Origin of the sequence: Tritonibacter mobilis F1926 (assembly GCF_000376545.2) — a bacterium.
GTDB lineage: Bacteria > Pseudomonadota > Alphaproteobacteria > Rhodobacterales > Rhodobacteraceae > Epibacterium > Epibacterium mobile.
The window spans coordinates 114982-140006 of record NZ_CP015231.1 but is presented as its reverse complement, the minus strand read 5'-3'; the positions used below and the strand labels follow the sequence as shown (position 1 = coordinate 140006).

At 57.6% G+C, this 25025-nt stretch carries 20 protein-coding genes; 13 read left to right on the top strand and 7 right to left on the bottom strand.

Features of this window, described 5'->3' with window-relative positions:
• Positions 1–3 precede the first annotated feature (3 nt).
• The 9 genes from K529_RS16095 (at position 4) to K529_RS16055 (ending at position 9838) form a co-directional block, all read left to right on the top strand.
• Entirely contained in the window at positions 4–1524 is a 1521-nt protein-coding gene (locus K529_RS16095; RefSeq protein WP_005611166.1) for an aldehyde dehydrogenase (NADP(+)), read from the top strand.
• Positions 1521–2420, top strand: coding sequence for a 2-dehydro-3-deoxygalactonokinase (locus K529_RS16090; RefSeq protein ID WP_005611168.1), 900 nt, complete (start codon positions 1521–1523; stop codon positions 2418–2420). Before K529_RS16095 ends, K529_RS16090 begins: the two co-directional genes overlap by 4 nt.
• The gene (locus tag K529_RS16085) at positions 2417–3022 is read left to right on the top strand and encodes a 2-dehydro-3-deoxy-6-phosphogalactonate aldolase (protein WP_005611170.1); all 606 of its coding nucleotides are present in this window, start codon (positions 2417–2419) and stop codon (positions 3020–3022) included. The genes K529_RS16090 and K529_RS16085 overlap by 4 nt, the downstream gene beginning before the upstream one ends.
• A complete protein-coding gene (locus K529_RS16080; protein WP_005611172.1) occupies positions 3019–3873 on the top strand; it encodes an SMP-30/gluconolactonase/LRE family protein in 855 nt (284 codons plus the stop codon). Before K529_RS16085 ends, K529_RS16080 begins: the two co-directional genes overlap by 4 nt.
• Positions 3874–4342: 469 nt before the next feature.
• Positions 4343–5959 (top strand): peptide ABC transporter substrate-binding protein, encoded by a 1617-nt coding sequence (locus K529_RS16075; protein WP_005611174.1) that lies wholly within the window; start codon positions 4343–4345, stop codon positions 5957–5959.
• Between the two features lie 82 nt (positions 5960–6041).
• On the top strand, positions 6042–6959 hold the full coding sequence (gene oppB, locus K529_RS16070; protein WP_005611177.1) for an oligopeptide ABC transporter permease OppB: 918 nt from the start codon (positions 6042–6044) through the stop codon (positions 6957–6959).
• 1 nt (position 6960) lies between these two features.
• Positions 6961–7875: an ABC transporter permease gene (locus tag K529_RS16065; protein ID WP_005611178.1), complete on the top strand. Its 915-nt coding sequence runs from the start codon at positions 6961–6963 to the stop codon at positions 7873–7875.
• Positions 7875–8843: an oligopeptide/dipeptide ABC transporter ATP-binding protein gene (locus tag K529_RS16060; RefSeq protein ID WP_005611181.1), complete on the top strand. Its 969-nt coding sequence runs from the start codon at positions 7875–7877 to the stop codon at positions 8841–8843. Before K529_RS16065 ends, K529_RS16060 begins: the two co-directional genes overlap by 1 nt.
• On the top strand, positions 8840–9838 hold the full coding sequence (locus K529_RS16055) for an oligopeptide/dipeptide ABC transporter ATP-binding protein (protein WP_005611185.1): 999 nt from the start codon (positions 8840–8842) through the stop codon (positions 9836–9838). The genes K529_RS16060 and K529_RS16055 overlap by 4 nt, the downstream gene beginning before the upstream one ends.
• A 29-nt stretch (positions 9839–9867) precedes the next feature.
• On the opposite strand, the gene K529_RS16050 is transcribed toward K529_RS16055, so the two are convergent.
• Positions 9868–10476 (bottom strand): TetR/AcrR family transcriptional regulator, encoded by a 609-nt coding sequence (locus tag K529_RS16050; protein WP_005611188.1) that lies wholly within the window; start codon positions 10474–10476, stop codon positions 9868–9870.
• Positions 10477–10586: 110 nt separating this feature from the next.
• Between K529_RS16050 and K529_RS16045 the strand changes: the two genes are divergently transcribed.
• Positions 10587–11666: an HlyD family secretion protein gene (locus K529_RS16045; RefSeq protein WP_319822673.1), complete on the top strand. Its 1080-nt coding sequence runs from the start codon at positions 10587–10589 to the stop codon at positions 11664–11666.
• On the top strand, positions 11659–13251 hold the full coding sequence (locus K529_RS16040; RefSeq protein ID WP_046002685.1) for an MFS transporter: 1593 nt from the start codon (positions 11659–11661) through the stop codon (positions 13249–13251). The genes K529_RS16045 and K529_RS16040 overlap by 8 nt, the downstream gene beginning before the upstream one ends.
• 68 nt (positions 13252–13319) lie before the next feature.
• Here K529_RS16040 and K529_RS16035 read toward each other — a convergent pair whose 3' ends face one another.
• Positions 13320–13940: an exopolysaccharide biosynthesis protein gene (locus K529_RS16035; protein ID WP_005611198.1), complete on the bottom strand. Its 621-nt coding sequence runs from the start codon at positions 13938–13940 to the stop codon at positions 13320–13322.
• A 308-nt stretch (positions 13941–14248) separates the two neighbouring features.
• Between K529_RS16035 and K529_RS16030 the strand changes: the two genes are divergently transcribed.
• Positions 14249–14542, top strand: a complete 294-nt coding sequence (locus K529_RS16030; RefSeq protein WP_005611201.1) for a DUF6916 family protein — start codon at positions 14249–14251, stop codon at positions 14540–14542.
• On the opposite strand, the gene K529_RS16025 is transcribed toward K529_RS16030, so the two are convergent.
• The 5 genes from K529_RS16025 to K529_RS16005 are packed head-to-tail and all read right to left on the bottom strand — an operon-like array spanning position 14518 to position 17956.
• The gene (locus tag K529_RS16025; protein WP_005611203.1) at positions 14518–15099 is read right to left on the bottom strand and encodes a GNAT family N-acetyltransferase; all 582 of its coding nucleotides are present in this window, start codon (positions 15097–15099) and stop codon (positions 14518–14520) included. The genes K529_RS16030 and K529_RS16025 overlap by 25 nt on opposite strands.
• The gene (locus tag K529_RS16020) at positions 15096–16319 is read right to left on the bottom strand and encodes a hypothetical protein (protein ID WP_005611206.1); all 1224 of its coding nucleotides are present in this window, start codon (positions 16317–16319) and stop codon (positions 15096–15098) included. Before K529_RS16020 ends, K529_RS16025 begins: the two co-directional genes overlap by 4 nt.
• 57 nt (positions 16320–16376) lie before the next feature.
• Positions 16377–16904 (bottom strand): phage tail protein, encoded by a 528-nt coding sequence (locus K529_RS16015; RefSeq protein WP_046002686.1) that lies wholly within the window; start codon positions 16902–16904, stop codon positions 16377–16379.
• Between the two features lie 9 nt (positions 16905–16913).
• Positions 16914–17432: a phage tail protein gene (locus K529_RS16010; RefSeq protein WP_005611211.1), complete on the bottom strand. Its 519-nt coding sequence runs from the start codon at positions 17430–17432 to the stop codon at positions 16914–16916.
• Positions 17433–17449: 17 nt separating this feature from the next.
• Positions 17450–17956, bottom strand: a complete 507-nt coding sequence (locus tag K529_RS16005) for a phage tail protein (protein WP_005611214.1) — start codon at positions 17954–17956, stop codon at positions 17450–17452.
• Between the two features lie 670 nt (positions 17957–18626).
• Here K529_RS16005 and K529_RS16000 point away from each other — a divergent pair.
• Positions 18627–24950 (top strand): DUF7933 domain-containing protein, encoded by a 6324-nt coding sequence (locus tag K529_RS16000; protein ID WP_228707423.1) that lies wholly within the window; start codon positions 18627–18629, stop codon positions 24948–24950.
• Positions 24951–25025: the final 75 nt, after the last annotated feature.

Here is a 25025-nt window from a genome sequence, read left to right as displayed (position 1 = left end):
TTCATGGCGTATCGACCGCACGGAAAACACTTGATTAGAGGCGCGTGGATCGGCTCTGCCACCACTTTTGCGTCTCAGCCGATCGACGGACTATCGCACGAGACGGCCAATGGTGACGCAAAGGATGTCGATCGCGCGGTTCAAGCCGCAGAGGACGCGTTCTGGACCTTTGGCTACATCTCTCGCGCAGAGCGGGCTGCGTTTTTACGCTCCATCGCGGGTGAGATCGACGCTCGGGCAGAAGAAATCACAGAAATTGGCGTTCGAGAAACCGGCCTGCCTGAGGCGCGATTGCAGGGGGAACGGGGCCGGACCACTGGTCAGTTGCGTCTGTTCGCAGACCATATTGAAGTGGGCGAATACCTCGACCACCGTCACGATCCCGCATTACCGGACCGTCAGCCTCTGGCACGCCCGGACCTCAAGATGGCGCAGCGCCCAATAGGGCCAGTTGCGGTTTTTGGTGCATCAAACTTCCCGCTCGCCTTTTCTACAGCCGGCGGCGATACCGCGTCAGCCTTGGCAGCGGGGTGTCCGGTTGTGGTTAAGGGCCACCCTGCCCACCCAGGCACAGGCGAAATAGTTGCTGAAGCGGTCCTTGCCGCGATCACGAAATGCGATCTGCATCCTGGGTGCTTTAATCTTGTGCAAGGCAATACGAATGAATTGGGCGCCGCATTGGTGCAGCACCCGCTCATAGCAGCGGTGGGGTTCACCGGATCGCTCGGTGCCGGGCGCGCCCTATTTGACTTGTGTGCCAACCGTCCAACGCCGATTCCGTTCTTCGGCGAATTGGGCAGCGTGAACCCGATATTCCTGCTGCCGGAAGCGATGTCAGCACGGAGCGAGGCCTTGGCCCAAGGTTGGGCCGCATCACTCACCATGGGAGCAGGGCAATTTTGTACCAATCCCGGCGTGGTCGTTTTGATGGAGGGACCAAGTGCTGCCTCTTTCACTGAAACTGCGCGTTTGGCCCTGTCTGAGGTTGGTGCCCAGACCATGCTGACCGAAGGGATTGCAAACAGCTATCGAGCTGGCTGCGAACGGGTAGCTGACATGAGCCGAGTAACGGAGGCTCTGAGTTCTGTCTGTGATGGGCGCAGGGCAAAGCCCTATCTCTGCGAAACAACGGGTGATGAATGGTTGGTAAACGACACGCTCGCTCACGAGATCTTTGGCCCGTTTGGTGTGATCGTTCGCGTGAAAGATCGCGAGGAGATGCTTGCGGTGGCTCGCTCTCTCAAGGGTCAACTGACCTGCACTCTGATGATGGATGACAGTGACAGCGACCTTGCGCGCCACCTCATGCCAGTTCTTGAGCGAAAGGCAGGGCGTATTTTGACCAACGGCTATCCAACCGGTGTCGAGGTTTGCGACGGTATGGTGCATGGCGGACCATATCCTGCATCGACCAACTTCGGCGCGACCAGTGTGGGAACGCTGGCGATCCGGCGTTTTCTGCGTCCAGTTTGCTATCAGAATATGCCTGACGCGCTGCTGCCCAACGATGTGAGTGGCGTATGACAGCACCAGATTGGATTGCAGTTGATTGGGGGACATCCAACCTTCGGATTTGGGCAATGCGCGCGGATGACACCGTTCTGGAACGGCGTAAATCGGATCACGGGATGGGGCGTTTGCGAGAGGACCAATTTGAGGAGAGCTTTCTGTCGCTTGTCGAAGACTTGCTGCCAGACCGCCCAACTCCGGTTTTGGTTTGCGGGATGGCTGGTGCACGCGGCGGCTGGCGGGAAGCAGGTTATGTTTCGGTTCCCGCTGCCTCGCAAAACGGGACCGTATCGCGGGTTATTACGCATGATAGTCGCATAGATGTGCGCATCTTGCCGGGCTTGTCACAAACAAACCCGCCGGATGTGATGCGGGGCGAAGAAACTCAGATAGCTGGTGTTCTCGCCCGAAATCCAGAGTTTGACGGCGTGATCTGCCTGCCCGGTACGCATACAAAATGGGTGCGCGTCGCAGGTGGCGCAGTCCTTGAGTTCAGGACGTTTATGACTGGAGAGTTGTATGCCATCCTCACGCAACACTCGATCCTACGGCAGAGCCTCGACGGTGATTGGGACGATGCCGCGTTTGCCGACGCCGTGGCGCAGGGGTTAGCCGCCCCTGCAGACACCAGCGCTACGCTCTTTGGTTTGAGAGCGCAGAATTTGCTCGCCACGCCAGATCGCGGGGAAACGCGGGCGCGTTTATCAGGATTGTTGATAGGTTTGGAATTCGCCGGGGCGCGTTCTTTTTGGGAACAAAACCCTGTAATTCTAGTCGGCGAGAAACGGACAAGGGAGCTATATGCTTCTCTGGACCGACTTGCGCCCGAGGTCCGCCACGCCGAAACTGAGGACATGACCCTCGCAGGTCTCATCGCTGCACGGTCTGCGCTAAAAGGAGAAGACGTGTGACCCGAAACATTATGGCGATACTGCGCGGCGTCACCCCGGATGAAGCCGTTGCAATTTGCGGGGCCCTGATCGATTCAGGCATTACCATCATTGAGGTGCCGCTAAATTCTCCCGATCCTCTCTCCTCTATCAGCCGCATGGTTCAAGCACACGGAGCACGGGCCAGTATTGGAGCCGGAACAGTGCTGACATCTACACAGGTGGGCGAGGTCGCCGCGGCAGGCGGGCGCTTTGTGGTTTCGCCGAACGTAAACCCAGATGTTATTCGCAAGACCAAGCAGGTTGGGCTTAGATCCTATCCGGGGGTGATGACGCCTTCTGAGTCTTTCACGGCTCTGGCCAGTGGAGCAGATGCGCTAAAGTTTTTCCCGGGAGAGGTTATCGGGCCGACAGGACTAAAGGCTATCCGTGCAGTTTTACCATCTGAAGTGCCGTGCTGGGCGGTCGGTGGCGTTTCACCAACAAACTTGGCGCAATGGCTTGCGGCTGGGGCTAATGGCATCGGCGTTGGAAGTGCACTTTTTAAGCCGGGAGATACGGCTCAAATCGTGGCAGACAAAGCCGCCGCATTTGCGGTGAGCTACGACGAGGCCCGACTATGACAGATATTGCGACAGTATTCGATGAGCGCGCCTGCGAATTAGGGGAAGGTCCGTTGTGGCACCCTTTGCGCAAGCAGCTGTTCTGGTTTGATATTCTTGGGCATAGGCTCTTGTCTCGTGTCGACGGTCAGGCCTTGGAGTGGCAATTCAGCGAATGCCACTCTGCCGCGGGTTGGATTGATACAGACACATTGCTTATCGCCTCTGAAACTGGGCTGTGGAGATTTGATATTGGCACAGGTCATCGCGATTTGATTTGTGAACTTGAAGCCAACAATCCTGATACCAGATCAAACGATGGTCGCGCCGACCCAAAAGGCGGGTTCTGGATCGGCACCATGGGAAAGCGCGCAGAAGCCGGATACGGCGCGATCTACCGGTATTATCGTGGCGAGTTGCGAAAGCTCTGGTCGGGCCTGTCGATCCCCAATTCGATCTGCTTTTCTCCGGATGGCAGCACCGGGTATTTTACAGATACGCAGCAAGGGCGGATTTTGAAGCAACCGCTTGACCATGAAGGGTGGCCCAAAGGTGAACCCGGCGTCTTTGCTGATCCCGGATCCGAAGGTTTTAACCCAGATGGTTCGGTGGTTGATGCACAAGGTGGCCTTTGGAATGCGCAATGGGGTGCGGGCAGGGTTGTTCGGTACTCTCAAGACGGTGAAGTTGACCGGATCATTAAAGTGGCAGGGTTGCATTCTTCTTGTCCCGCGTTTGGTGGGCCGAATATGCAGACACTTTTTGTAACGACGGCCTTTGAGGGAATTGCCAACCCAAATCCAGCTCAGGGCTGTGTTTATCAAGTTCCCGTGGAGCAATCAGGTGTTCCGGAACATGCTGTACGGTGCTGAGTTCGTAGGTTTGTTCTGGTAGGCGCACAGGTGATCTATGCGCTGTTGGCCGTGATCGGTCGCAGCTTGATACCTATTTGTGCCATCCATCCACATCGCAACGCGGGGCGTTGTCATCTAAGGCCAAATACCTGAACGCCCGTGGGTTCACGAGCAGTTGTCAGGCGTGTGACATCATCAAAAACTGCAGGCCTATTTCAACTAATTCCCCTGTCCCGGTGCCTTATGCGCAGCCTGCCGAATGGCGGCATACGTATGAGGGCGGGAAATCGATTTATGACTGAATAGGAAAAATGCGGAGGGCCCAGCCAAGTCTCATATTCCTTTACTTTGTACTCCGTCCGTTCTTCCATCGGCGCAAAATTGCTCTCTGTTGATGACGCAAGGCACCCTCTTGCAACTGAATACAGATTCAGATTGGATGACTTCAATCATAACGAGAAAAGCTACCAACAGACGGAGAGTCATCATGAAAATTCGCACAACATTGGCGTCCTCGGCACTTGCCTTGGGTCTCGCGCTGCAGGCGCATGCGGCGGATGTGCCTGAGGGCGTAACTTTGGCCGCAGATCAGTCCTATACCTTCTGGCTATTGGATGCGATCAAGTCGATGGACCCGCAAATCAATACCGATGTCGAAGGCTCTGATGTGCTGCGTAACATCTTTGAAGGGCTCTACAACGAAGACGGAAACGGCGACTTGGTTCCCGGCGTGGCACTGGATCACGAGGTGTCGGAAGATGGTAAAACCTACACATTCAACCTGCGCAAAGATGCCAAGTGGTCCAATGGCGAACCAGTAACCGCCGCGGATTTTGTTTATTCCTGGCGCCGGTTGGCCAACCCTGTGACCGCGTCGGAGTACGCGTGGTACATGGAATTGATGCAGGTTGAGAATGCACCTGAGGTGATCGCGGGTGACAAATCTCCCGAAGAACTTGGTGTGCGGGCAGTGGATGACCACACCCTTGAGGTCAAGATCACGACACCGCTGCCCTATTTCCCCCAAATGCTCGTCCACGCATCGACCTTCCCGGTGCTGCAAAGTGTTGTGGAGGAGCATGGAGATGACTGGACCGATGCGGGAACGCTGGTGGGCAACGGGGCCTATACTCTGACCGCCCATCAACTGGGCGAACGGGTAGTCATGGAGAAAAACGACACCTATTGGGATGCTGACAATGTGGTGATGGAAACACTCACGGCATTGACCATCAATGATGTGAACCAAGGTCTGACACGCTACCTGGCGGGCGAGCTGGATCGGGTGGATATTCCCGCAGGGCAATATCCGCGGCTAAAGAAAGAATACCCTGAGCAAGCGGTCTCGACCCCTTATAATTGTTCTTACATCTACATGCTGAATGTGGGGGAAAAGGGCCCTGAAGCCTTGCGCGATGTGCGGGTCCGTCAGGCGCTGGCCTATGCGATTGACCGCGACATTATCGTCGACCGCATTCTGCAGGGGGGGCAAAAGGCCTCATATAATTGGACCCATTGGGCGATTGCGGATTTTGAGCGTCCTGAGTTGGAATGGGCGGATGAGATGGATCAATCTCAACGTCTGGAAAAAGCCAAGGCCCTGATGGCAGAGGCTGGATATGGATCAGACAATCCGCTTGATCTGACGCTGCAGTACAACACTTCCGAGGACCACAAGAAGATTGCCATCGCGGCCTCACAAATGCTCAAGCAAATCGGTGTGAACATCACGCTTGATAACTATGAGTGGAAGGTTCACACCGACCGGATGCAAAATCAGGACTTTGACATGGCGCGTTATGCGTGGTGCGGAGACTATAATGAGGCGTCGACCTATCTGGACCTCATGACCTCTTACTCTGGTCACAACAACGGCGAGTTTTTCAACGACGCCTATGACAAGGTCATGAAAGATAGCAAGACCGCTGAAAACCCGCAGCCGCTCTATCAAGACGCTGAACGCATTCTGGCGGAAGAAATGCCGATTATCCCGATCTATCACTATGCCAACGTCGATATGATCGCCGAAGATATCAAAGGTCTGCCGCAAAACAATGTGAACAATAACTGGTATGGTAAGGATCTATACCGCGTCGCGGAGTAATTCTACTCGGGCGAGCGGCCCTTTTAGGTGGATCGCTCGCCTTTATACCTAGCCACCTCGACTTGTTCCGGGAGCGACAGTCTTGTTCACTTACTTCCTTAAGCGTCTTGCTATTGCGATCCCGACGCTTTTGCTTTTGATCGTGATTTCCTTCGTATTGATGCATTCCGCCCCCGGCGGGCCATTTACATCGGAACGGGAATTGCCGCCGCAGGTCTTGGCCAACCTAAATGCGAAATACGGCCTCGACGATCCCTTGTGGAGGCAGATCGTCAATTATGTCTGGGGGATCGTCAGCGAATTCGATTTCGGCCCGAGTTTTGTCTACAAAGACCGCACGGTAAATGAGATCATCGCGCAAGGCTTCCCGATCACATTGACCTATGGGCTTTTGTCCTTTGCAGTTGCGGTGATTGTTGGCGCGAGCCTTGGTGTGGCAGCAGCCATGCGACACAACTCTCTGTTGGATTATGCCGCGGTAGGAGTTTCCATCGGAGCGCAAGTGTTGCCCAACTTCGTGATGGCACCAATCCTTGTTTTGGTCTTCACGCTGTGGCTCGGTTGGTTGCCGGGAGGTGGCTGGCAGGGGCCCGAATATTGGATCATGCCAGTGATCGCGCTTTCAACGTCTTTCATGGCGTCGATCGCGCGGATCACGCGTTCATCGATGCTTGAGGTGCTGACCTCAAACCATATTCGTACTGCGCGTGCGAAAGGCCTGCCCGAACGTCAGGTAATTCTGCGTCACGCGCTGAAGCCTGCGATGCTACCTGTCATTTCCTATCTTGGTCCCGCCTTTGTGGCGATGATCACAGGCTCGGTGGTGGTTGATATCTATTTTTCGACCGGCGGCATCGGCAAGGCTTTTGTCGATAGCGCCCTGAACCGCGATTACGCAGTCATGATGGGCGTGACGATTCTGATGGGCGCGCTGACCATCTTCTTCAACCTCGTGGTCGATATCCTTTACGGATGGATTGATCCAAAGATCAGGTATTAACATGGCAATGACACCGGAACAGGCCGTCGAAGCCAATACGCTCGTTGGAAAAGGCCGATCCCCATGGTCCGATGCACGGCGGCGTTTCTTGCGCAACAAGGCGGCCCTTGTGGGGCTCGCCATCCTCGGTTTCGTGGTGGTTTTCGCGCTCTTTGGAAACTTTTTCGCACAGTGGTCGAACGAGGAACTCGACTATAACGTCATGGGGCAGGTTGCCGAATTGGGTGGGCCATCATTCGCAAGTGGCCACTATTTTGGCACTGATGATCTTGGACGGGATCTCTTTGCGCGTACGGTACAGGGAACGCAAATCAGTCTCGCGGTTGGACTGGTCGGTGCGCTGATTGCTTGCCTCATTGGTACGCTTTACGGGGCCATTGCAGGTTACGTCGGCGGGCGTACAGACAACATCATGATGCGGCTCGTCGATATATTTATGGCGGTGCCTTACATGTTTGTGCTGATCCTGCTTTTGGTCATGTACGGACGCTCGATCACGATACTATTCGCGGGGATCGGTGTGATCTCATGGATGGAAATGGCGCGGATCGTGCGCGGCCAGACGTTGACCATCAAGGGCCGCGAATTCGTCGAGGCCGCCCGTGCCACGGGGGTGTCCGCACCAGTAATCATTCTGCGCCACATTGTGCCAAACCTGCTTGGTGTGATCGCGGTATATGCCACTCTGCTGGTGCCGCTGATGATCCTGACCGAGAGCTTCATTTCGTTCCTCGGCCTTGGAGTACAGGAACCACTGACATCTTTGGGGGCTCTGATTTCCGAAGGGGCTGGGACCATCGCTTATGGTACCACCTGGCAGTTGGGTTTCCCTCTCCTGTTCTTCTGTCTCACGCTGTTCGGCCTGTTCTTTGTGGGTGACGGGCTGCGAGACGCACTTGACCCCAAGGATCGCTGATGTCGCTTTTGCAGATCAACAATCTCTCTGTCACTTTTGACGGCGAAGACGGACCGGTGCATGCGGTCAATAACCTCTCGCTTTCCATCGATCGTGGTGAAACCTTGGGCATCGTTGGTGAAAGCGGGTCTGGAAAATCGCAAACCGCCTTCTCTATTATGGGGTTGCTCGCCCCCAACGGGCGTACCGAAGGCTCCATACGTTTTGATGGGCAAGAAATCTTGGGTGCAAAGCCCAAGGCGCTCAATAAAATACGAGCGGAGCGGGTTGCGATGATCTTTCAAGATCCAATGACGTCGCTTAACCCCTATATGCGGATATCCGACCAGATGACCGAAGTCCTGACATTGCATCAGGGTCTGTCAAAGCGAGACGCGCTCGCTGAGTCGATACGCATGTTAGATGCTGTAAAAATCCCTGCCGCGAGGGAACGTATTCGGCTCTATCCGCATGAATTTTCCGGCGGCATGCGACAGCGCGTGATGATCGCAATGTCGCTTCTGTGCAAACCTGATATTTTGATCGCAGATGAACCGACAACCGCGCTCGACGTGACCGTGCAGGCGCAGATCATGGATCTATTGGGTGATTTGCAAAAAGACTTTGGCATGGCGACGATCCTGATTACGCATGATTTGGGGGTGGTTGCGGGGTTTTGTGAACGTGTGCTGGTTATGTATGGCGGTCGCGTGATGGAGCAGGGCCCCACAGAGCCGCTTTTTGCGGCTCCCTCGCATCCTTATACGTGCGGATTGCTGGCAGCGGTGCCGCGTGTCGATGATGCAGACGCCGCCATGAAGGCAATCCCCGGCAACCCTCCGAATATGGCCGCTCCGCCGGAAGGTTGCCCCTTTCGCCCACGCTGTCGCTTTGCCGCTGAGGATTGCCGCGTAATGCCCGCGCTAACCGCTTTTGCCGAAGACCGCGCGCGCGCATGCCAGCGCCCAGTTGAGGAGGTCGCCGCATGAGTCCACTTCTCTCCGTCCGCAAATTGGATATCAAATTTCAGCTCGTGCGCCCCGGCGATATGCCTTGGACCAAACCGCGCTATCTGCACGCGGTCAATGGTGTGGATTTTGACCTGGAGGCGGGCAAAACGCTCGGTGTTGTCGGCGAGTCTGGCAGCGGCAAGTCGACAATGGCGCGTGGTCTGATCCAGATGGTTCCGGCCACGGGGCAGGTGACGTGGCGCGGCGAAACCGACCTTCTGTCGCTAAGTCCACGCCGGATGAAACCATACCGCTCTGAAATCCAAATGGTGTTTCAGGACCCGCTGGCCTCGCTGAACCCGCGTATGACACTGGGGCAAATCATCGCCGAACCACTTGCAACGCACCGCCCGGATATTCCGGCCAAGGAACGCCGCAAACGTGTTGCGCAGATGATGGAGCGGGTGGGTTTGTTGCCGCAGATGATCAACCGCTACCCGCATGAGTTTTCCGGTGGCCAATGCCAGCGTATCGGTATTGCCCGTGCGCTTATCGTCGAACCAAAACTCTTGATCTGTGATGAACCCGTCTCGGCGCTGGATGTTTCAATTCAGGCACAAGTGATTGAGCTTTTGAAGGAATTGCAGCGTGATTTGGGGTTGGCGATGATCTTTATCGCCCACGATTTGAGTGTGGTTAAAAACATCTCTGATGAGGTGATGGTGCTGTATCTGGGGCGGATTATGGAGAAGGCGCCAAAAGCTGAACTCTATAATGATCCGCAACATCCCTACACACAGGCGCTTCTTTCGGCGGTGCCAATCCCTGATCCGGTGGCGGAGCGAGCAAAGCGCATCATGCCGATGGTCGGTGACATGCCGTCCCCGATGAACCCGCCCTCCGGCTGTGTCTTCCGTGGTCGGTGCCCGCGTTCTCAAGACGACTGCGCGCAGATCGTGCCACAGCCCAATACTGGCGCACATGCTACAGCTTGCCTTCATCCGGGGCCGCAATATTCTGGTGAAACCAACTAGCTCAGCACCAGCGATCGGAGGGCGCGTGCTCAATCTTTTAAAAAGGCACGTACCGCGTCTGACACTTTATTGTGGATGACCTCGGGTGAATGAGAGCGGCCCGCCAAAACGGCAGAAAGATGCAAGTTCCCGCGCACGGCCCCAAGAAATAACTCCGCTGCTGTTTCTAAATCGATATCAGGCAGCGATCCCTTAGATTGTTGCAGGGATAGAAATTGGGCGAGGCTTTTGGTGGCAGCTTCCGGCCCATTTTCAAAGAAATCCCGAGACAGTTCCGGGAAGTGTTGCGCTTCTGAGGTCATCGCCCGATACAGCGCCAGACCATCCTCCGATAGCAATACCGTCAGGTAGTCCACGCCCATCCTGAACAGCGTTGCCTCCAAGCTCTCGCTTGCAGAGCGCGGCTTCAGAGCTTTGATCACACGACCCGAAATGCGTTCGATCATAGCTTCAAAGAGCTTCTCTTTATTGGGAAAATGCTTGTAGAGCGTGCGCTTCGATCCCCCCACACAGGCATGGATTTGATCCATGCTGGTGCGGCCAAATCCTTCCTTCGCAAATATCTCCCACGCCACGTTCAAGATTTCCTCTCGTTTTGCGGCTTGTTTGTCGGTTGGCGGTGTGACCGGGGCAGACATAGAGAACTCCGTCATTTCTTTGGCTTGAAAGGTACGACTTCGTACCCTACCTTGCAATGGTACGAAGTCGTACCATAGCGGAAGTGTCCCACTGCCAAAATGGGGCCCACATGAGAGGGAGATCGCCAATGCCACGCCCATCATCCGGAAAACTGCGTCTTGTTGGGGTCTTAATCGTGGTCTTAATTGCCCTGCCCAGCGGGTATGGCCTTTGGAGCAACGCACAATCACGGGTTTACACAGATAACGCTTATATTCGGGGCGATATCGTTGCGGTTGCGCCGAAGGTTTCCGGTTACATCGCCGAAGTCGCTGTGAACGACAATCAACTGGTTGAGAAAGGCGATGTGCTTTTGCGTATTGATCACGCAGATCACGCAGCGCGCGTCCGTCAGGCGAAAGCAGCACTCGCGGCGGCAACAGCTGCACGACTCAGGCTTGATGAAGAGCGGCAGATGCAAACCGTTTTTATAGATGAAGCGCATGCGATGATTGCGGCGGCGCAGGCCGAGGCGGATCGCGCCGGAAAAGACCTGCATCGAACCAACAACCTTATCGCCGATGGTTGGGTCCCAGCGGAGCGTCTAGAAGTGGTAACTGCCATTGCGATTAAGGCACGCGCAGGGCATGAGAGAGCCAGTGCAGGTCTTCGTGCACAAGAGCAGAAATTGCGTGTTCTTGACGCTCAATCATCAGCGCTGGATGCCGCAATAGAGCAGGCGGCGGCGCAACTGCAACTCGCGGAAATATCGCTGTCTGAGACGACGATACGTGCCGCAGAACGCGGATTTATCGGCAATCTCCACGCAGAGCTTGGCCAATACGCCCGCCCCGGAGCGCCACTTTTGTCTGTTGTCTCAAATGACCACAAATGGGTCGTCGCCAACTTCAAGGAAACGCAACTTGGACGGATAGAACCCGGACAAACTGTGTCGATCCGCGTGGACAGTTTTCAGGATATCGCCTTAACGGGAAGAGTGGAGAGTATCGCACCCGCGAGCGGAGCGGAGTTCAGCCTGTTGCCACCAGATAATGCGACCGGAAATTTCATCCGGGTTGTACAACGCATCCCGGTAAAAATTGAGCTGGATCAACAGAATCCACTATTTCACAGGCTCCGCCCCGGAATGTCTGCTGAGGTGAGTATCGAGGCTACTCGCCTTCCTCTTGGCGGTGCGGGCGATGAGTGAAGCGACGAATGACCTTTGCAGATCAACCCTGCGAGCCACGTGCTTCGGGCTAAAACAATCGCTCCTGTTGGTGGGACTGGTGCTCGCAGTGATGCTGGACGCGCTGAATGCAACAATATTTGGAATGGCCCGCGGGCACGTCATGGGAACATTTCACCTGACCCCCGATGAGGCGGCATGGATCGGTATTGTCTATCTATCGGCCAAGCTGACGTTGTTTCCCTGCGGCAGTTGGTTCATCAAAAAATATAGTTTGGTGACAGTCATTTGGGTGGCTTTGTCGCTCTGTTCGGTAACATCCCTGATTTGTGCGATATCCGTAAATTATACTGTGCTGATCAGCAGTCGGGCGGTGCAGGGCGCGGCCGGAGCGATGTTGATCGCTTCCGCGCAAACCCTGTTGTTGGGGGTCTTTCCGTCAAATCGGCAGGGCCTTGTCCAGGCGATATTTGCCTTGGCTGTTGTTGTGGCGCCGACCTCTCTTGCCCCCGTGGTGCAGGGGTATTTTATCGACGCTGCGATCTGGCAGGCCTCTTTCGTTTTGAGTATCGGCCTCGCCGCAGGCGCAGCTTTGATTTTGCTCTGCATGCCGGAGAGTGTTTTCCCAAAGTACCAGCACGCCGTGAACCCGTTTGACTGGCTCGGGTTCGTTCTGTTTGCAATCGCGATGCTAAACCTCACGTATATTCTGAATGAAGGCACACGGTGGAATTGGTTCGAGGCCAGACATTTACGCTGGAGCGCGGCGGTGTTCGTTGTCGCCATGGCGATTTGCATTCACCGCCTCGTCACAAAATCAGATCAGGTGCTTCTTGATCGTGGCGTGTTCGGTGATGATCACTTCACGTTTGGGTTTTTCGTGAGTTTCATCGCCGGCGCAGCGCTCTTTGGCAGTGCGTTTCTGATACAGGCCTTCACTTTGAGCGTGCTGCGTTTCCCCGCAGGTGAGGCGGGTCTGTTGTTGTTACCCTCGGGTTTGGCGACGATCACAGGGCTGTGTCTGGCTGGGTGGCTCATCACGTACCGAAACACTCCGCCGATAGCATTTATTCCACTTGGGGTTTTGCTGTTTATGACGTCTATGTGGTTGATGTCGCGCACGGGCTTGCAAAGCGGCTGGCAGGATCTGAGCGGCGCGCTATTGCTGCGAGGCTTTGGGTTGGGTTTCCTGTTTCTCAGTCTGACGCTCATCACACTCAGCGGACTCAAACCCATATATCGTGCAGATGGAGTTGGGCTTTTCAATTGGGGGCGTCAACTTGGTGGCCTTATCGGTGTGGCGGTTTTGAGCAGCTACAACACCAGCATGAATGCCACGAACCTGCAGGTTCTCGGGCGGAATTTTGATCCTTCAAATACATGGTTTGGGTTGCGCAGACAGATGCTCAGCGAAGTGTTGGTAGAGCGTGGTTTTGAACCCGGCCTAGCAGAACCCGCTTCTGCCTTGATGCTACAAAGCACGCTGAAACCGCAGGTGGCGATGCTTTCTTTCAACGAGGCATTCTTAGCTTTGGCGCTTCTGTTTGTGCTGGCAGTCCCGATCATTCTCTCGTTCAAGATAATACAAAAACGGTTTGGGTCTTAAAATCCAATCCGCTGGCTATTGTGTCACCCAGATTAGTCGCTGATGGCGGACATAGGACTATGCTGCAGTTAATGGATTAGTGCGTCAGCCCCAATAGCGACACTGGCGAGGATTGTCACCGTCAGCACCACTGACATCACCCCAAGTGCCAAACCCAAGCCGCAAACCAAACCATCTTGCTCCACAATTCCAACCCCAATGATGAACAAAGAAATCGCGGGAAACCAGCCACTTAGAGGAACTGGTAAGAATAGCGCAAAAGCGATGATAAACATCACTAGACCGAGTGCACGCTCGTGGCGCTGCGCAAAGAGTGCTCTGTAACGCGGCACCAACATACGTTCCAGTCGACGCGTCACCGGCCGAAGGCGCAATACAGTTCTTCTCAGCTTCGTTGGATCAAGCCGAAGGTTAGCCAGGCATCGAGGAAGCTTCACATGCGGATAGCCCAGCACCATTTGCGCTGTGGTCACGAGAAGGGGCAAAGCCGTCAAAAGAGTAGATCCAGGCGGGAGAGGAAGCAGCGTCAGGAGTGAGAAAACGACAATAGCCCATCCGAAGGAAGATTCACCCAATGCTGTGAGGAGGTTGCCAAGGGTCAACGTCCCGGCCCTATGTTGGTGACGCGACGTGCGTAAGATCGGGAGTGACAATGAGGGACGCCTGCTTTTCCCGTCTTCCTGCTGCATCTGTGTCTTTCCGTTTGGCTCACCTGCTATATCAGGGTGCCAGCGCCTATTTGCAATCACCTAGTCGCGAAAAGCGATGCGCGGTGTCAAAATCAGTTTTCGCGGCCTGAGTGGAGCCCCAATCGCATAGCTGGCGGCTGACTGTAGTAGTGACATGCAATCGCGATCAGCTGCGCCGGGGAGGCGTGTTCATGGTAGACCGAAGGTTGGGGGCTAAAACAGGATTTGCGGTTGAGAGGTGCGCGGGTTACCTTCGCATAAGTTGCGCATTTGATGCGCCGTATTGACGCAAATGCTCAGGAGATCCCATGACCACTCTGCACTCGCTTACATCAACCGATTTCGAAGCATTGTTGGACCGAGCGTTTGAAGTGCGATCTGTTTCAGAGGATGTGCATCTGTCGCTGATCGAAGTGAAGGCAATGGGTTCTGGTGCGCGAGAGGGCGGGGCGTTTTCCACGCTTTGGCAAGGTCCTAGGTCGCCCATTCTGGAACAGGCAACATATCGATTGTTTGAGGAAGAGTTCGGTGAACAGGAGGTGTTTCTTGTACCCGTCGCCGAAAAGGACGCAGGCATTCAGTATGAGGCGGTCTTCACCTGATCGGCCGGAAGATCCCAGCGCATCAGGTCGTAAACGCCCTTGTCCTCCTGTGTGGTGAAGCCGAGCCGCAGATAAAGCGTCAGCGCTGGATTGGCTTTTTCGACATGGATGCTCACTGATTTTTGCAATGCTGCCGCCTCCTCCTGAAGATCAAGAATAATGGCGCACCCCAAACCCTGACCGCGTGCTTTGGGCAGCAGGGCGATGTCGATAATTCGGTGTTCGCGCTCCCAGCGCTCCAGATAGAGCCGTCCGACAGGCTCGTCCTCATGCAGGATCGCCAACCAGAGCGCATCTGGGTAGTGTGCCTGATAGTGGGCGTGCTGCGCCTCGAACTGCATCGCGATGAACGCTTGTTTTTCCAGCTCATCCCAGGGGGTGCGGTCCAGCTCCACTTCACGTGTGCTTCGATAGAGCGCTGTCAGGAAAGCGTGATCTTCGGGCGTGATCCATCGATACCCCAAGCCCAGTGCGGCTGCACGGTTCTGCAATGGCAAGGAGGCGGTTGCTTGCGGTCGCACCTTGAGCTTTGCGGGGAGGACGGATGCGGGGATCATGATGGGTTGGGCGTAATGTCTTGTGTGGTCGCGATCGCAGCATAGCCTGCCCCCAATTCGGTCCATGTCGCTGACCAATGACCAAGGGATTGTTGACGCAGATAGGCCGCTTTGCCGGTGTCTGGATCGAGAGAAAACAGGCTGAGACTGGTGTCCGCGTTGGGTTGCAGGATCAGATTGCAGTTTTGGTAGACGTGCCCGATGACGGCCGGGTCGGACCAATCATCCGATCCAGTCCCGGTCTGATATTTTGCATAGACCGGGCAGTTTGCCCCATAGCTCAGTTGGGCGACAAGGTAGAGACCGCCTTGGGGCGAAGTGGACACATCCATCGTATGCACCGGAGACACGAAGGAGGCAAACAGCACCCAGCCGCCAAAGCTGCTGGAACTGACCTGTTGCTGCACCTTCATGTAGATCTTGTCGCCGATCCGCGCGAAAATATGGACCAGTGCATTGTGGTCGAGGCCACAGACGATCTGTTCGAAGCCTGCCAACCCTTCGGAGATGTCCTGCCAGCCACTCCAGCTCTCGGGTAAGAATGGCCTGTCGTTGGACTGAAGGTTCAGATAAGGCACTCCGTCCGCATTAATACCGGCAAGAAAAATGCGGCCATCCGCATTCTGTGTGGCGGTCAGCCTGACAAGCGCACCGGGCAGCTGTTGCCAGTCCGACCAGATCTGCGCTGGTGGTACTTCTACGGGTACTGTCACTTCGATCGGAGTTTCGGTTCCGGGTGGTAGAACTTTGACGGTTTTCTCAACCACGGTGTTGGGGTTCTGGAACTTCCACCAGATGGTATTGTCCGCTTCTGAACTGGACAGGAACACGTTCGCGCGTCCGGTCAAACCATTGATCAACACCGTATCAATAATGCCGCTCACCCCGTCTGGCTTGCCTAGGTATTGAGGAAGTGCAAAACGGTTGTCGGCGTCTTCGGTTTGGGTTTCGCGTATATAGGTCAGATCTCCGGTGGCCGCGTCCACTGCCAGAACGGAGACATACCCATTCTGGGTGACCGAAGCGTTTAAATGCCCCGACTGGTAGCTGGTGTCGGTCAAAGCCGTGAAACCGCTGTCAAAACCGCCGTTTTCGACAGTCTGATCCTTGTAGCCCAACGCGCCCGCCGGAGTGAGGGCGGTAAAAAAGATCCGAAAGTAGCTCGGTTCTGTGACCACACTTCCTTCGAATTCTGCGAGGGTGGCGTCTTCAACTGACATGTCGAAATGTCCTTCCGATAGGCTGAGCTGGGCGTAGGCGGTGTCGCAGGGGCAGGGTCAGCTGCGCGACGGGTAAAGGCCCTGAAGCGCGATGATGAAATTCAAAGTCAGATAGGGCTGCATGTTGTTGTGCGATAACCCTCCGCCCGCCCCGGGCATCGCCTCGTAGGCAAGGTCGACCTGATTAGAGTCGGTATCGGTCTGATAAAGACGGTCAAAGCCGCTTCTGCCAAGCGTCGCTGTGTCGCTTGGGATGTTCGTGTCTGCCGGGTTGGTACTGGCCATCGCTGTGTGGCTATGATTAGGCAACTGCGCTTCGGTGAGTGTCACCTGTTCGCTGCCCCCTATCTGCCCGAGGCGGCGGGCTGTGAGGCCAGGACCGCGCCCGGGATGCATGGGCGCGCGCCCTTCCATATTCGGCAGCGCGGTTGTGGTGCGGCCGTCGCCGCCATAAGTGGTGCCGATCAGCGAAAACAGGGCGGTGTTCTGGGCGATCGGCAAAAGCTGACCATTACAAAATGCCCAACTGCGCGGAGCAAAATTCCCGGCAAAGATCCGGATTTCAGCGATAAAGGGTTCAGACATTTTCGCCTCCTAATGTCGGCTCGGGTAGATGCCGAACAGCGCCACGATAAAATTCACGCACAAAAAGGGCATCAGGTTGGTGTGGGATCGCGACCCGCCCGTATGGGTCACCATCTGCGAAGACATCTGCGTGAAGGGATCGGAGGCCGTGTAGTGATTGATCCCGTCGCCTTCCGCCAGCACATTGCCCTGCGGGCTGGCCGCATCGCCAAGGGCTGTAGACGCCTGCAGCGGATGCGTGTGGCTAGGCAGTTGATTCACCGTAAGGGTGACGTTTTCAGCGCCAGATTTCGCGCCCAGTCGTCGCGGACTGAGGCCAGGGCCGGTTCCTGCGTGGATCGGCAACCGCCCCCGCATGTCAGGGAGGCCGAATGTCGTGCGACCATCGCCGCCGTAAATGGTGCCAAAAAGGGAAAACAACGCGTCGTTCTGCGACACTGCCAGCAACTGCCCATCGCAGAAGGCCCAGCCGCGGGGGGCGAAGTTGCCCGCAAACATGCGGATTTCACCTACAAAGGGTTCCGACATACTCTGTCCTTTCGTGCTCAGTTGCGCGACGGAAACAGCCCTTGAAGGGCAATGCAGAAATTGACCGCGACATAGGGCTGCATGTTCTCGTGCGCCTGAGAACCACCAACATTTGTGATTGAACGCAGCCCGACCAGCGTCCCTGGATCGGGGGAGTGGTAGACTGTATCCGGGGAAACTTCGGCGGCGAGGAGATGTCCGTCCGGAGTGGGCGAGTTCCCGGGCGCAGAGGAGGCACGCACATAGTGCGTGTGAGCCGGCATTTCACTGAAGCTCAGCGTCGTGGTCTCTGCGCCATTCTTTTGTCCTAATCCGTGCCCCTCTCCAACATGCAAGGGGGTGCGGCCGCGCAAATCAGGCAGCGCAAAGGATGTGCGCCCATCACCGCCATAGGTGGTGCCGAGCAAGGAATAGAGCGATTGATTTTGATTGATGGGTAGGATCTGCCCATCGCAAAATGCCCAGCCTCGGGGCGCGAAGTTAAACCCGACGATGCGAATTTCAGCGAGAAAAGGTTCTGACATAATCTCCCCCAAAAGTGCGCGTTATTGGTGTGATCTCAACCGTATCTGGCACGATAGGCATGATATCAATACCCTATAGGTGGTATAATAAGTGCGCTCTTGTGATTCTTCGAGCGTCACATATGTTCAGCTATTTTGGCAATAAAAATATTCCTATGATTGTTTTGTGTTTTGTACGCAAATTGTGGTGTCAATCTTCTGTGTTACGTTTTGGTGGTGGCGTCATCATGCTGGGGAGGGAACCACTCATTCTGAGATTGAAGGTTATTTGACCATATTTTTGGATCTATCTTCCTGTTCGCTCTGTTTGGCCATTGCCCCGCCCTAAGCCTTGTGCGCGCCGTGCCGCATGGTGAGGTGCCATTCTGCATCCTTGAATGGGATGCGGGTAGGTATTTGATAAATACCATAGATTGTTTTGTGGAATGTGTCGAAAAGAACCGCCGTAAATATAAAATCATAAATTATACTTGTTTTAAAATTCCTCAAAATCTAGTGATGGTTGTAATATTGTTTGCGCTCGACGATTTTGGAGCGTGGTTGACGGTTTGGAAGTGAACTATTCATGGTTGAGTTTGGGAACGAAAGCGCGGTATGCGCCGGTCGTTGCGCGGTAACACCTTTGGTCTCGGGGTGTCCGATTTCGAGACGTGAGAGCGGTTGGAGCCCGATGAGACGGCGACTAAGTGGTGTGCTCCTGTTTCTGCTGCTCTCGCTCTTTGTGATCCCGCAGGCGGCAGAGGCGTCCTTCACCGACTGTCCGGCCAATACATCGCCCGGTAACCCGCTCACAATGAACCTCACAGAAGACGAATGCACCCTCGAAACTGGCGCCGCAGGTTCAGCGCTGTCTGACGATCTGATCCAGATTCAGATTGTTAGCGGCTCCAGCACCAATTTCTTCATCTTTGATCCGTCTGCAAACGACACCCGGGATCTTGTGTTCAACGTGAACAACGGGAGCGATCAGGGGACACTCGATGCGGATGGCGGTAGCTTGACAGGTATCAATTGCGCTGCGGGGTGTACGGTGAGCGGCACCCATGGGGGTACGCCCTTCAGCTTTGTTTATACGGCATCGGGTGGCGGAGGCTCTCTGGATGGTGCGCCAGAAATTGACGATCTCTCTTCATCCACCGGCAATACCGTGGCGGACGGCGGGACCGACACGATTGCAACGGCGATCAACAGCGGCACAGCCACAACCATCACCTATGATGTCAGCAACAGCGGTTCGGAAACACTGACGCTGTCGGGCTTGACCCTGGGCACGCCGACCAATGCGTCATTCGGCTCCACCTCCATCGCTACCGCATCCGTGGCATCGGGTGGCACAGAAACCGATGCCATCAGCATCACCTTCACCCCCAGTTCCACCACCGATGGCGCAGGGTTCTCGGTTCCGTTCAGCTTCACCACTAACGACGCCGATGACGGCACGGATGAAACCACATTCAATGTCACCATCTCGGGCACGATCGATGCCGAAGCCGAGATCAGTGATCTGACCTCCTCGACCACAAATACGGTATCGGATGGCGGCAGTGATGCGCAGGGCACGGTGGCGTCGGGCAGCGCGCAGACGCTCACCTATACGATCACCAATACCGGAACCGCCGACCTGACGGTGGCCACGGCGACCTTATCAAGTCTAAACAACGTCACAGTGAATTCAGTTGGTGCGCCCGGGAGTACAACCGTCACCGCTGCGGGCGGCACCACGCAGTTCAACGTGCAATACACGCCGACGGCAGCTGGCGCGTTCTCCTTTGATGTGTCATTCGTCAACAGCGACGCCGATGAAGATCCCTTTGATTTCACCATCAGCGGCACGGCGACACAGGCCCCCGGGTTCAGCCAGGCGATCGCGCCGGGGACGATCCTGGCGGATGGAACCGCGACGGTGACCTTCACCATCGACAACAGCGCCAATGCAGCGGCGGCGACGTCGCTGGATTTCTCCAACACATTGCCCGCGGGGGTGGAGGTTGCGGCGACGCCCAATGGCTCCACCACCTGTACCGGCGGCACGCTGACGGCGAGCGGCGGTGGCAGCACGATCTCCTACACCGGCGGCACGGTGAGCGCAGGCGCCAGCTGCACAGTGCAGGCGGATGTGACCGCGGCGACCGACGGCAGCTACAGCAACACCAGCGGCGATCTCACGTCGAGCCTGGGCAATTCCGGCCCCTCCAACGCGTCGCTGACGGTGGCCTCGCCGGAGATCGACCTGCAACGCCCGGCGGCGACATCGCTGGCGGATGGTGGCACCGATGCGCAGGGCAGTGTGGCGGTGGGGGTGCAGCAGGTGCTGACCTACACGGTGGAGAACACCGGCACCGCGACCCTGACCCTGAGCGGCACGCCCGCCAGTGCGGCGGCGAGCAACGTCAGCGTGGACAGCATCTCCGCCCCGGGCACCAGCAGCCTTGCGGCCAGCGCCAGCACCACCTTCACGGTGGCCTATACGCCAACAGCGGCAGGCGCGTTCTCTTTCGAGCTGGACGTGGACAGTGACGACGCCGATGAGGGCACCTATGACCTGACGATCAGCGGCACGGCGACACAGGCCCCCGGGTTCAGCCAGGCGATCGCGCCGGGGACGATCCTGGCGGATGGAACCGCGACGGTGACCTTCACCATCGACAACAGCGCCAATGCAGCGGCGGCGACGTCGCTGGATTTCTCCAACACCCTGCCCGCGGGGGTGGAGGTTGCGGCGACGCCCAATGGCTCCACCACCTGTACCGGCGGCACGCTGACGGCGAGCGGCGGTGGCAGCACGATCTCCTACACCGGCGGCACGGTGAGCGCAGGCGCCAGCTGCACAGTGCAGGCGGATGTGACCGCGGCGACCGACGGCAGCTACAGCAACACCAGCGGCGATCTCACGTCGAGCCTGGGCAATTCCGGCCCCTCCAACGCGTCGCTGGCGGTGGCCTCGCCGGAGATTGACCTGCAACGCCCGGCGGCGACCTCGCTGGCGGATGGTGGCACCGATGCGCAGGGCAGTGTGGCGGTGGGGGTGCAGCAGGTGCTGACCTACACGGTGGAGAACACCGGCACCGCGACCCTGACCCTGAGCGGCACGCCCTCCAGTGCGGCGGTGAGCAACGTCAGCGTGGACAGCATCTCCGCGCCGGGCACCAGCAGCCTTGCGGCCAGCGCCAGCACCACCTTCACGGTGGCCTATACGCCAACAGCGGCAGGCGCGTTCTCCTTTGAGCTGGACGTGGACAGTGACGACGCTGACGAGGGCACCTATGACCTGACGATCAGCGGCACGGCGACGGAGGCTCCCGGGTTCAGCCAGGCGATCGCGCCGGGGACGATCCTGGCGGATGGAACCGCGACGGTGACCTTCACCATCGACAACAGCGCCAATGCAGCGGCGGCGACGTCGCTGGATTTCTCCAACACATTGCCCGCGGGGGTGGAGGTTGCGGCGACGCCCAATGGCTCCACCACCTGTACCGGCGGCACGCTGACGGCGAGCGGCGGTGGCAGCACGATCTCCTACACCGGCGGCACGGTGAGCGCAGGCGCCAGCTGCACAGTGCAGGCGGATGTGACCGCGGCGACCGACGGCAGCTACAGCAACACCAGCGGCGATCTCACGTCGAGCCTGGGCAATTCCGGCCCCTCCAACGCGTCGCTGACGGTGGCCTCGCCGGAGATCGACCTGCAACGCCCGGCGGCGACATCGCTGGCGGATGGTGGCACCGATGCGCAGGGCAGTGTGGCGGTGGGGGTGCAGCAGGTGCTGACCTACACGGTGGAGAACACCGGCACCGCGACCCTGACCCTGAGCGGCACGCCCGCCAGTGCGGCGGCGAGCAACGTCAGCGTGGACAGCATCTCCGCCCCGGGCACCAGCAGCCTTGCGGCCAGCGCCAGCACCACCTTCACGGTGGCCTATACGCCAACAGCGGCAGGCGCGTTCTCTTTCGAGCTGGACGTGGACAGTGACGACGCCGATGAGGGCACCTATGACCTGACGATCAGCGGCACGGCGACACAGGCCCCCGGGTTCAGCCAGGCGATCGCGCCGGGGACGATCCTGGCGGATGGAACCGCGACGGTGACCTTCACCATCGACAACAGCGCCAATGCAGCGGCGGCGACGTCGCTGGATTTCTCCAACACCCTGCCCGCGGGGGTGGAGGTTGCGGCGACGCCCAATGGCTCCACCACCTGTACCGGCGGCACGCTGACGGCGAGCGGCGGTGGCAGCACGATCTCCTACACCGGCGGCACGGTGAGCGCAGGCGCCAGCTGCACAGTGCAGGCGGATGTGACCGCGGCGACCGACGGCAGCTACAGCAACACCAGCGGCGATCTCACGTCGAGCCTGGGCAATTCCGGCCCCTCCAACGCGTCGCTGGCGGTGGCCTCGCCGGAGATTGACCTGCAACGCCCGGCGGCGACCTCGCTGGCGGATGGTGGCACCGATGCGCAGGGCAGTGTGGCGGTGGGGGTGCAGCAGGTGCTGACCTACACGGTGGAGAACACCGGCACCGCGACCCTGACCCTGAGCGGCACGCCCGCCAGCGCGGCGGCGAGCAACGTCAGCGTGGACAGCATCTCCGCACCGGGCACCAGCAGCCTTGCGGCCAGCGCCAGCACCACCTTCACGGTGGCCTATACGCCAACAGCGGCAGGCGCGTTCTCCTTCGAGCTGGACGTGGACAGTGACGACGCTGACGAGGGCACCTATGACCTGACGATAAGTGGCACGGCGACCGGCAGCGCGGAAATCGGCGTCGGCTCCTCGAGTGGGGGCAATCTGGAGGACGGTGACACGGATACGATCCCCGGGACCCCTAGCGCCGGTTCAGTCAATGTCATCACCTACACATTCACCAATTCCGGCTCCGATACGCTCAACATCACGACACCGACGGTCGCTGGAAACATTTCCAACGAAACCAACGTTGTGGTGAACGGCTTGACGCTGGCGTCAAATACGGTGGCGAGCGGTGGCGGCACCACGACGCTTGAGATTTCCTATACCCCGCAAGCCAGCGGGGCCTATAGCTTTGATCTGCAAGTGGCCAATACCGATGCGGATGAAAGCCTGTTCAACATCACGGTGGCCGGGGCCGCGAGCGGGACGCCGGAAATCGAGGTGTCCTCCTCGGCCAGTGGGGCGCTTAGTGATGGAGGCACCGACAGTATCGCAGGAGTGATAACGCCCGGCACCGCCACGTCGGTCACCTATACCATCACCAACAGCGGCACGGATGTTCTGACCCTTGATGCGCCCTCGGTGGCCAGCAGCATCAGCAATCAGAACAATGTGACGGTGGACAGCCTGTCCCTCGCGGCAACAAGCGTTGCCAGCGGTGGCGGCACCACCACATTGCAGGTGGACTATACGGCCATCGCAGGCGGCGCCTATGGGTTTGATCTGAGCCTTGGCTCTGACGACGCGGATGAGGACCCGTTTGACATTTCCGTCACCGGCACGGCGCAGAGCGTGGCAAGCGGGTTGTCGATACAGTCCGGTTCCGGCCAGGTGGCCGAGGTCGGCGCGCAATTCGCCGCGCCCCTTGTTGCGCGGGTGACTGATAGCGGCGGCGCTGGCGTTGCAGGGGTTGATGTGACCTTTACCGCGCCGGCGAGCGGGGCTTCGGTGGTCTTTGCCAGCACCGGGACACGAACCGAAACCCTCACCACCGGCTCTGACGGCACGGTGACCAGCTCTGCCATGACAGCCAATGATACGGCGTCCAGCTACGCCGGTGGATCGACGCTGACCTCCTATGATGTCAGCGCAAGCGCCACCGGCCTCAGTAGCGTCAATTTCGCGCTCACCAATGACCGCGATGCAGAAGCGGATATTCAGAAAACCCAGGAGGTAATAGCGGCCTTTGTCTCCAACCGCGCCAATACCATCGTGTCCAATCAACCGGATCTGGTGTCGAGACTGACACAAGGCGGATTGACACGACAGCAGGGGCGCAATGGGTTTGGGTTGCGTGCTACCTCAAACAGGAGATCCGCGACGTTCCGCTTCAGCCTGCGCGCGCTGCTGGAGGAAGCACGCCGCCGCAATGACGGGTCGCGCTGGCGCGAGTCGCTCCGGACCGCTGAGGCGGGCGCAGAGGCCGCGGCAGAGGATGCGATAGCGGCACGGGTTCCTGCGCTGCGGTTCAGCGCCACGGAACCAGCCGGGTCGGAGACGACGGAGGCCCCTGTATTGGCACCGGTCATCGCTTCCGGCTGGGACTTTTGGGCTGAGGGCACCTATGCGGTGACCGAGAATGGCAATTTCGAGAGCCGCTCCGGCCTGTTCTTTGCGGGAGTGGATTACCGGTGGTCGGACAAGATTGTTCTGGGGGTAATGGGACAGCTGGATATCACCGACGAGGACAATAGCGCCGCCGGAACCTCGGCCAACGGTACGGGGTGGATGGCCGGGCCCTATGTGGTGGTGCGTCTGGACCAGAACCTCTATCTCGATGTAGCGGCGACCTATGGGCAATCCTCCAACACGGTCAATGCGCTTGGGCTGTTCGAAGATGATTTCGACACCGAGCGGTTCCTGTTGCAAGGCGGGCTGACCGGAGATTTCAAACTGGATGCGCGCACCACGATCAGCCCGTTTGCGCGGCTGATCTACTACTATGAAAAGCAGGAAAGTTATACAGATTCCCTTGGGCGCGTAATCCCGTCGCAGGAGTTCGACCTTGGGCGGTTTGAGTTCGGGCCGCGAGTTTCGTGGCAATTGGCATTGGACGGGAACACGCAGTTTTCGCCTTATCTGTCGTTCTCGGGCATCTATGATTTCAACAAGTTGCAGGGGGCCAATCCGACGGACGCCACGCTGGCATCGTCGCAATCGGATTTCCGAGGCCGGCTGGAGGCCGGTGCGACTTTCGTCGTCCCAGATCGCGGAATTAAAATCGCGTTCGAGGGCTTTTACGACGGGATCGGAGCCAGCGATTTTGAATCCTACGGGGCGAGCTTGAACATTCATATCCCGTTCTGAGAGTAACGCTGAGCAGTCTATGGAGGTGTCCGAGAACAACAGACCAGACGCTCGGCCTCCCGCAGCTTTACCAGC

Coding starts and splice junctions, on each gene's coding strand:
- K529_RS16095 (WP_005611166.1), top strand. CDS start 4: ATGGCGTATCGACCGCACGGAAAACACTTGATTAGAGGCGCGTGGATC.
- K529_RS16090 (WP_005611168.1), top strand. CDS start 1,521: ATGACAGCACCAGATTGGATTGCAGTTGATTGGGGGACATCCAACCTT.
- K529_RS16080 (WP_005611172.1), top strand. CDS start 3,019: ATGACAGATATTGCGACAGTATTCGATGAGCGCGCCTGCGAATTAGGG.
- K529_RS16075 (WP_005611174.1), top strand. CDS start 4,343: ATGAAAATTCGCACAACATTGGCGTCCTCGGCACTTGCCTTGGGTCTC.
- K529_RS16065 (WP_005611178.1), top strand. CDS start 6,961: ATGGCAATGACACCGGAACAGGCCGTCGAAGCCAATACGCTCGTTGGA.
- K529_RS16060 (WP_005611181.1), top strand. CDS start 7,875: ATGTCGCTTTTGCAGATCAACAATCTCTCTGTCACTTTTGACGGCGAA.
- K529_RS16055 (WP_005611185.1), top strand. CDS start 8,840: ATGAGTCCACTTCTCTCCGTCCGCAAATTGGATATCAAATTTCAGCTC.
- K529_RS16050 (WP_005611188.1), bottom strand. CDS start 10,476: ATGTCTGCCCCGGTCACACCGCCAACCGACAAACAAGCCGCAAAACGA.
- K529_RS16045 (WP_319822673.1), top strand. CDS start 10,587: ATGAGAGGGAGATCGCCAATGCCACGCCCATCATCCGGAAAACTGCGT.
- K529_RS16040 (WP_046002685.1), top strand. CDS start 11,659: ATGAGTGAAGCGACGAATGACCTTTGCAGATCAACCCTGCGAGCCACG.
- K529_RS16035 (WP_005611198.1), bottom strand. CDS start 13,940: ATGCAGCAGGAAGACGGGAAAAGCAGGCGTCCCTCATTGTCACTCCCG.
- K529_RS16030 (WP_005611201.1), top strand. CDS start 14,249: ATGACCACTCTGCACTCGCTTACATCAACCGATTTCGAAGCATTGTTG.
- K529_RS16025 (WP_005611203.1), bottom strand. CDS start 15,099: ATGATCCCCGCATCCGTCCTCCCCGCAAAGCTCAAGGTGCGACCGCAA.
- K529_RS16020 (WP_005611206.1), bottom strand. CDS start 16,319: ATGTCAGTTGAAGACGCCACCCTCGCAGAATTCGAAGGAAGTGTGGTC.
- K529_RS16015 (WP_046002686.1), bottom strand. CDS start 16,904: ATGTCTGAACCCTTTATCGCTGAAATCCGGATCTTTGCCGGGAATTTT.
- K529_RS16010 (WP_005611211.1), bottom strand. CDS start 17,432: ATGTCGGAACCCTTTGTAGGTGAAATCCGCATGTTTGCGGGCAACTTC.
- K529_RS16005 (WP_005611214.1), bottom strand. CDS start 17,956: ATGTCAGAACCTTTTCTCGCTGAAATTCGCATCGTCGGGTTTAACTTC.
- K529_RS16000 (WP_228707423.1), top strand. CDS start 18,627: ATGAGACGGCGACTAAGTGGTGTGCTCCTGTTTCTGCTGCTCTCGCTC.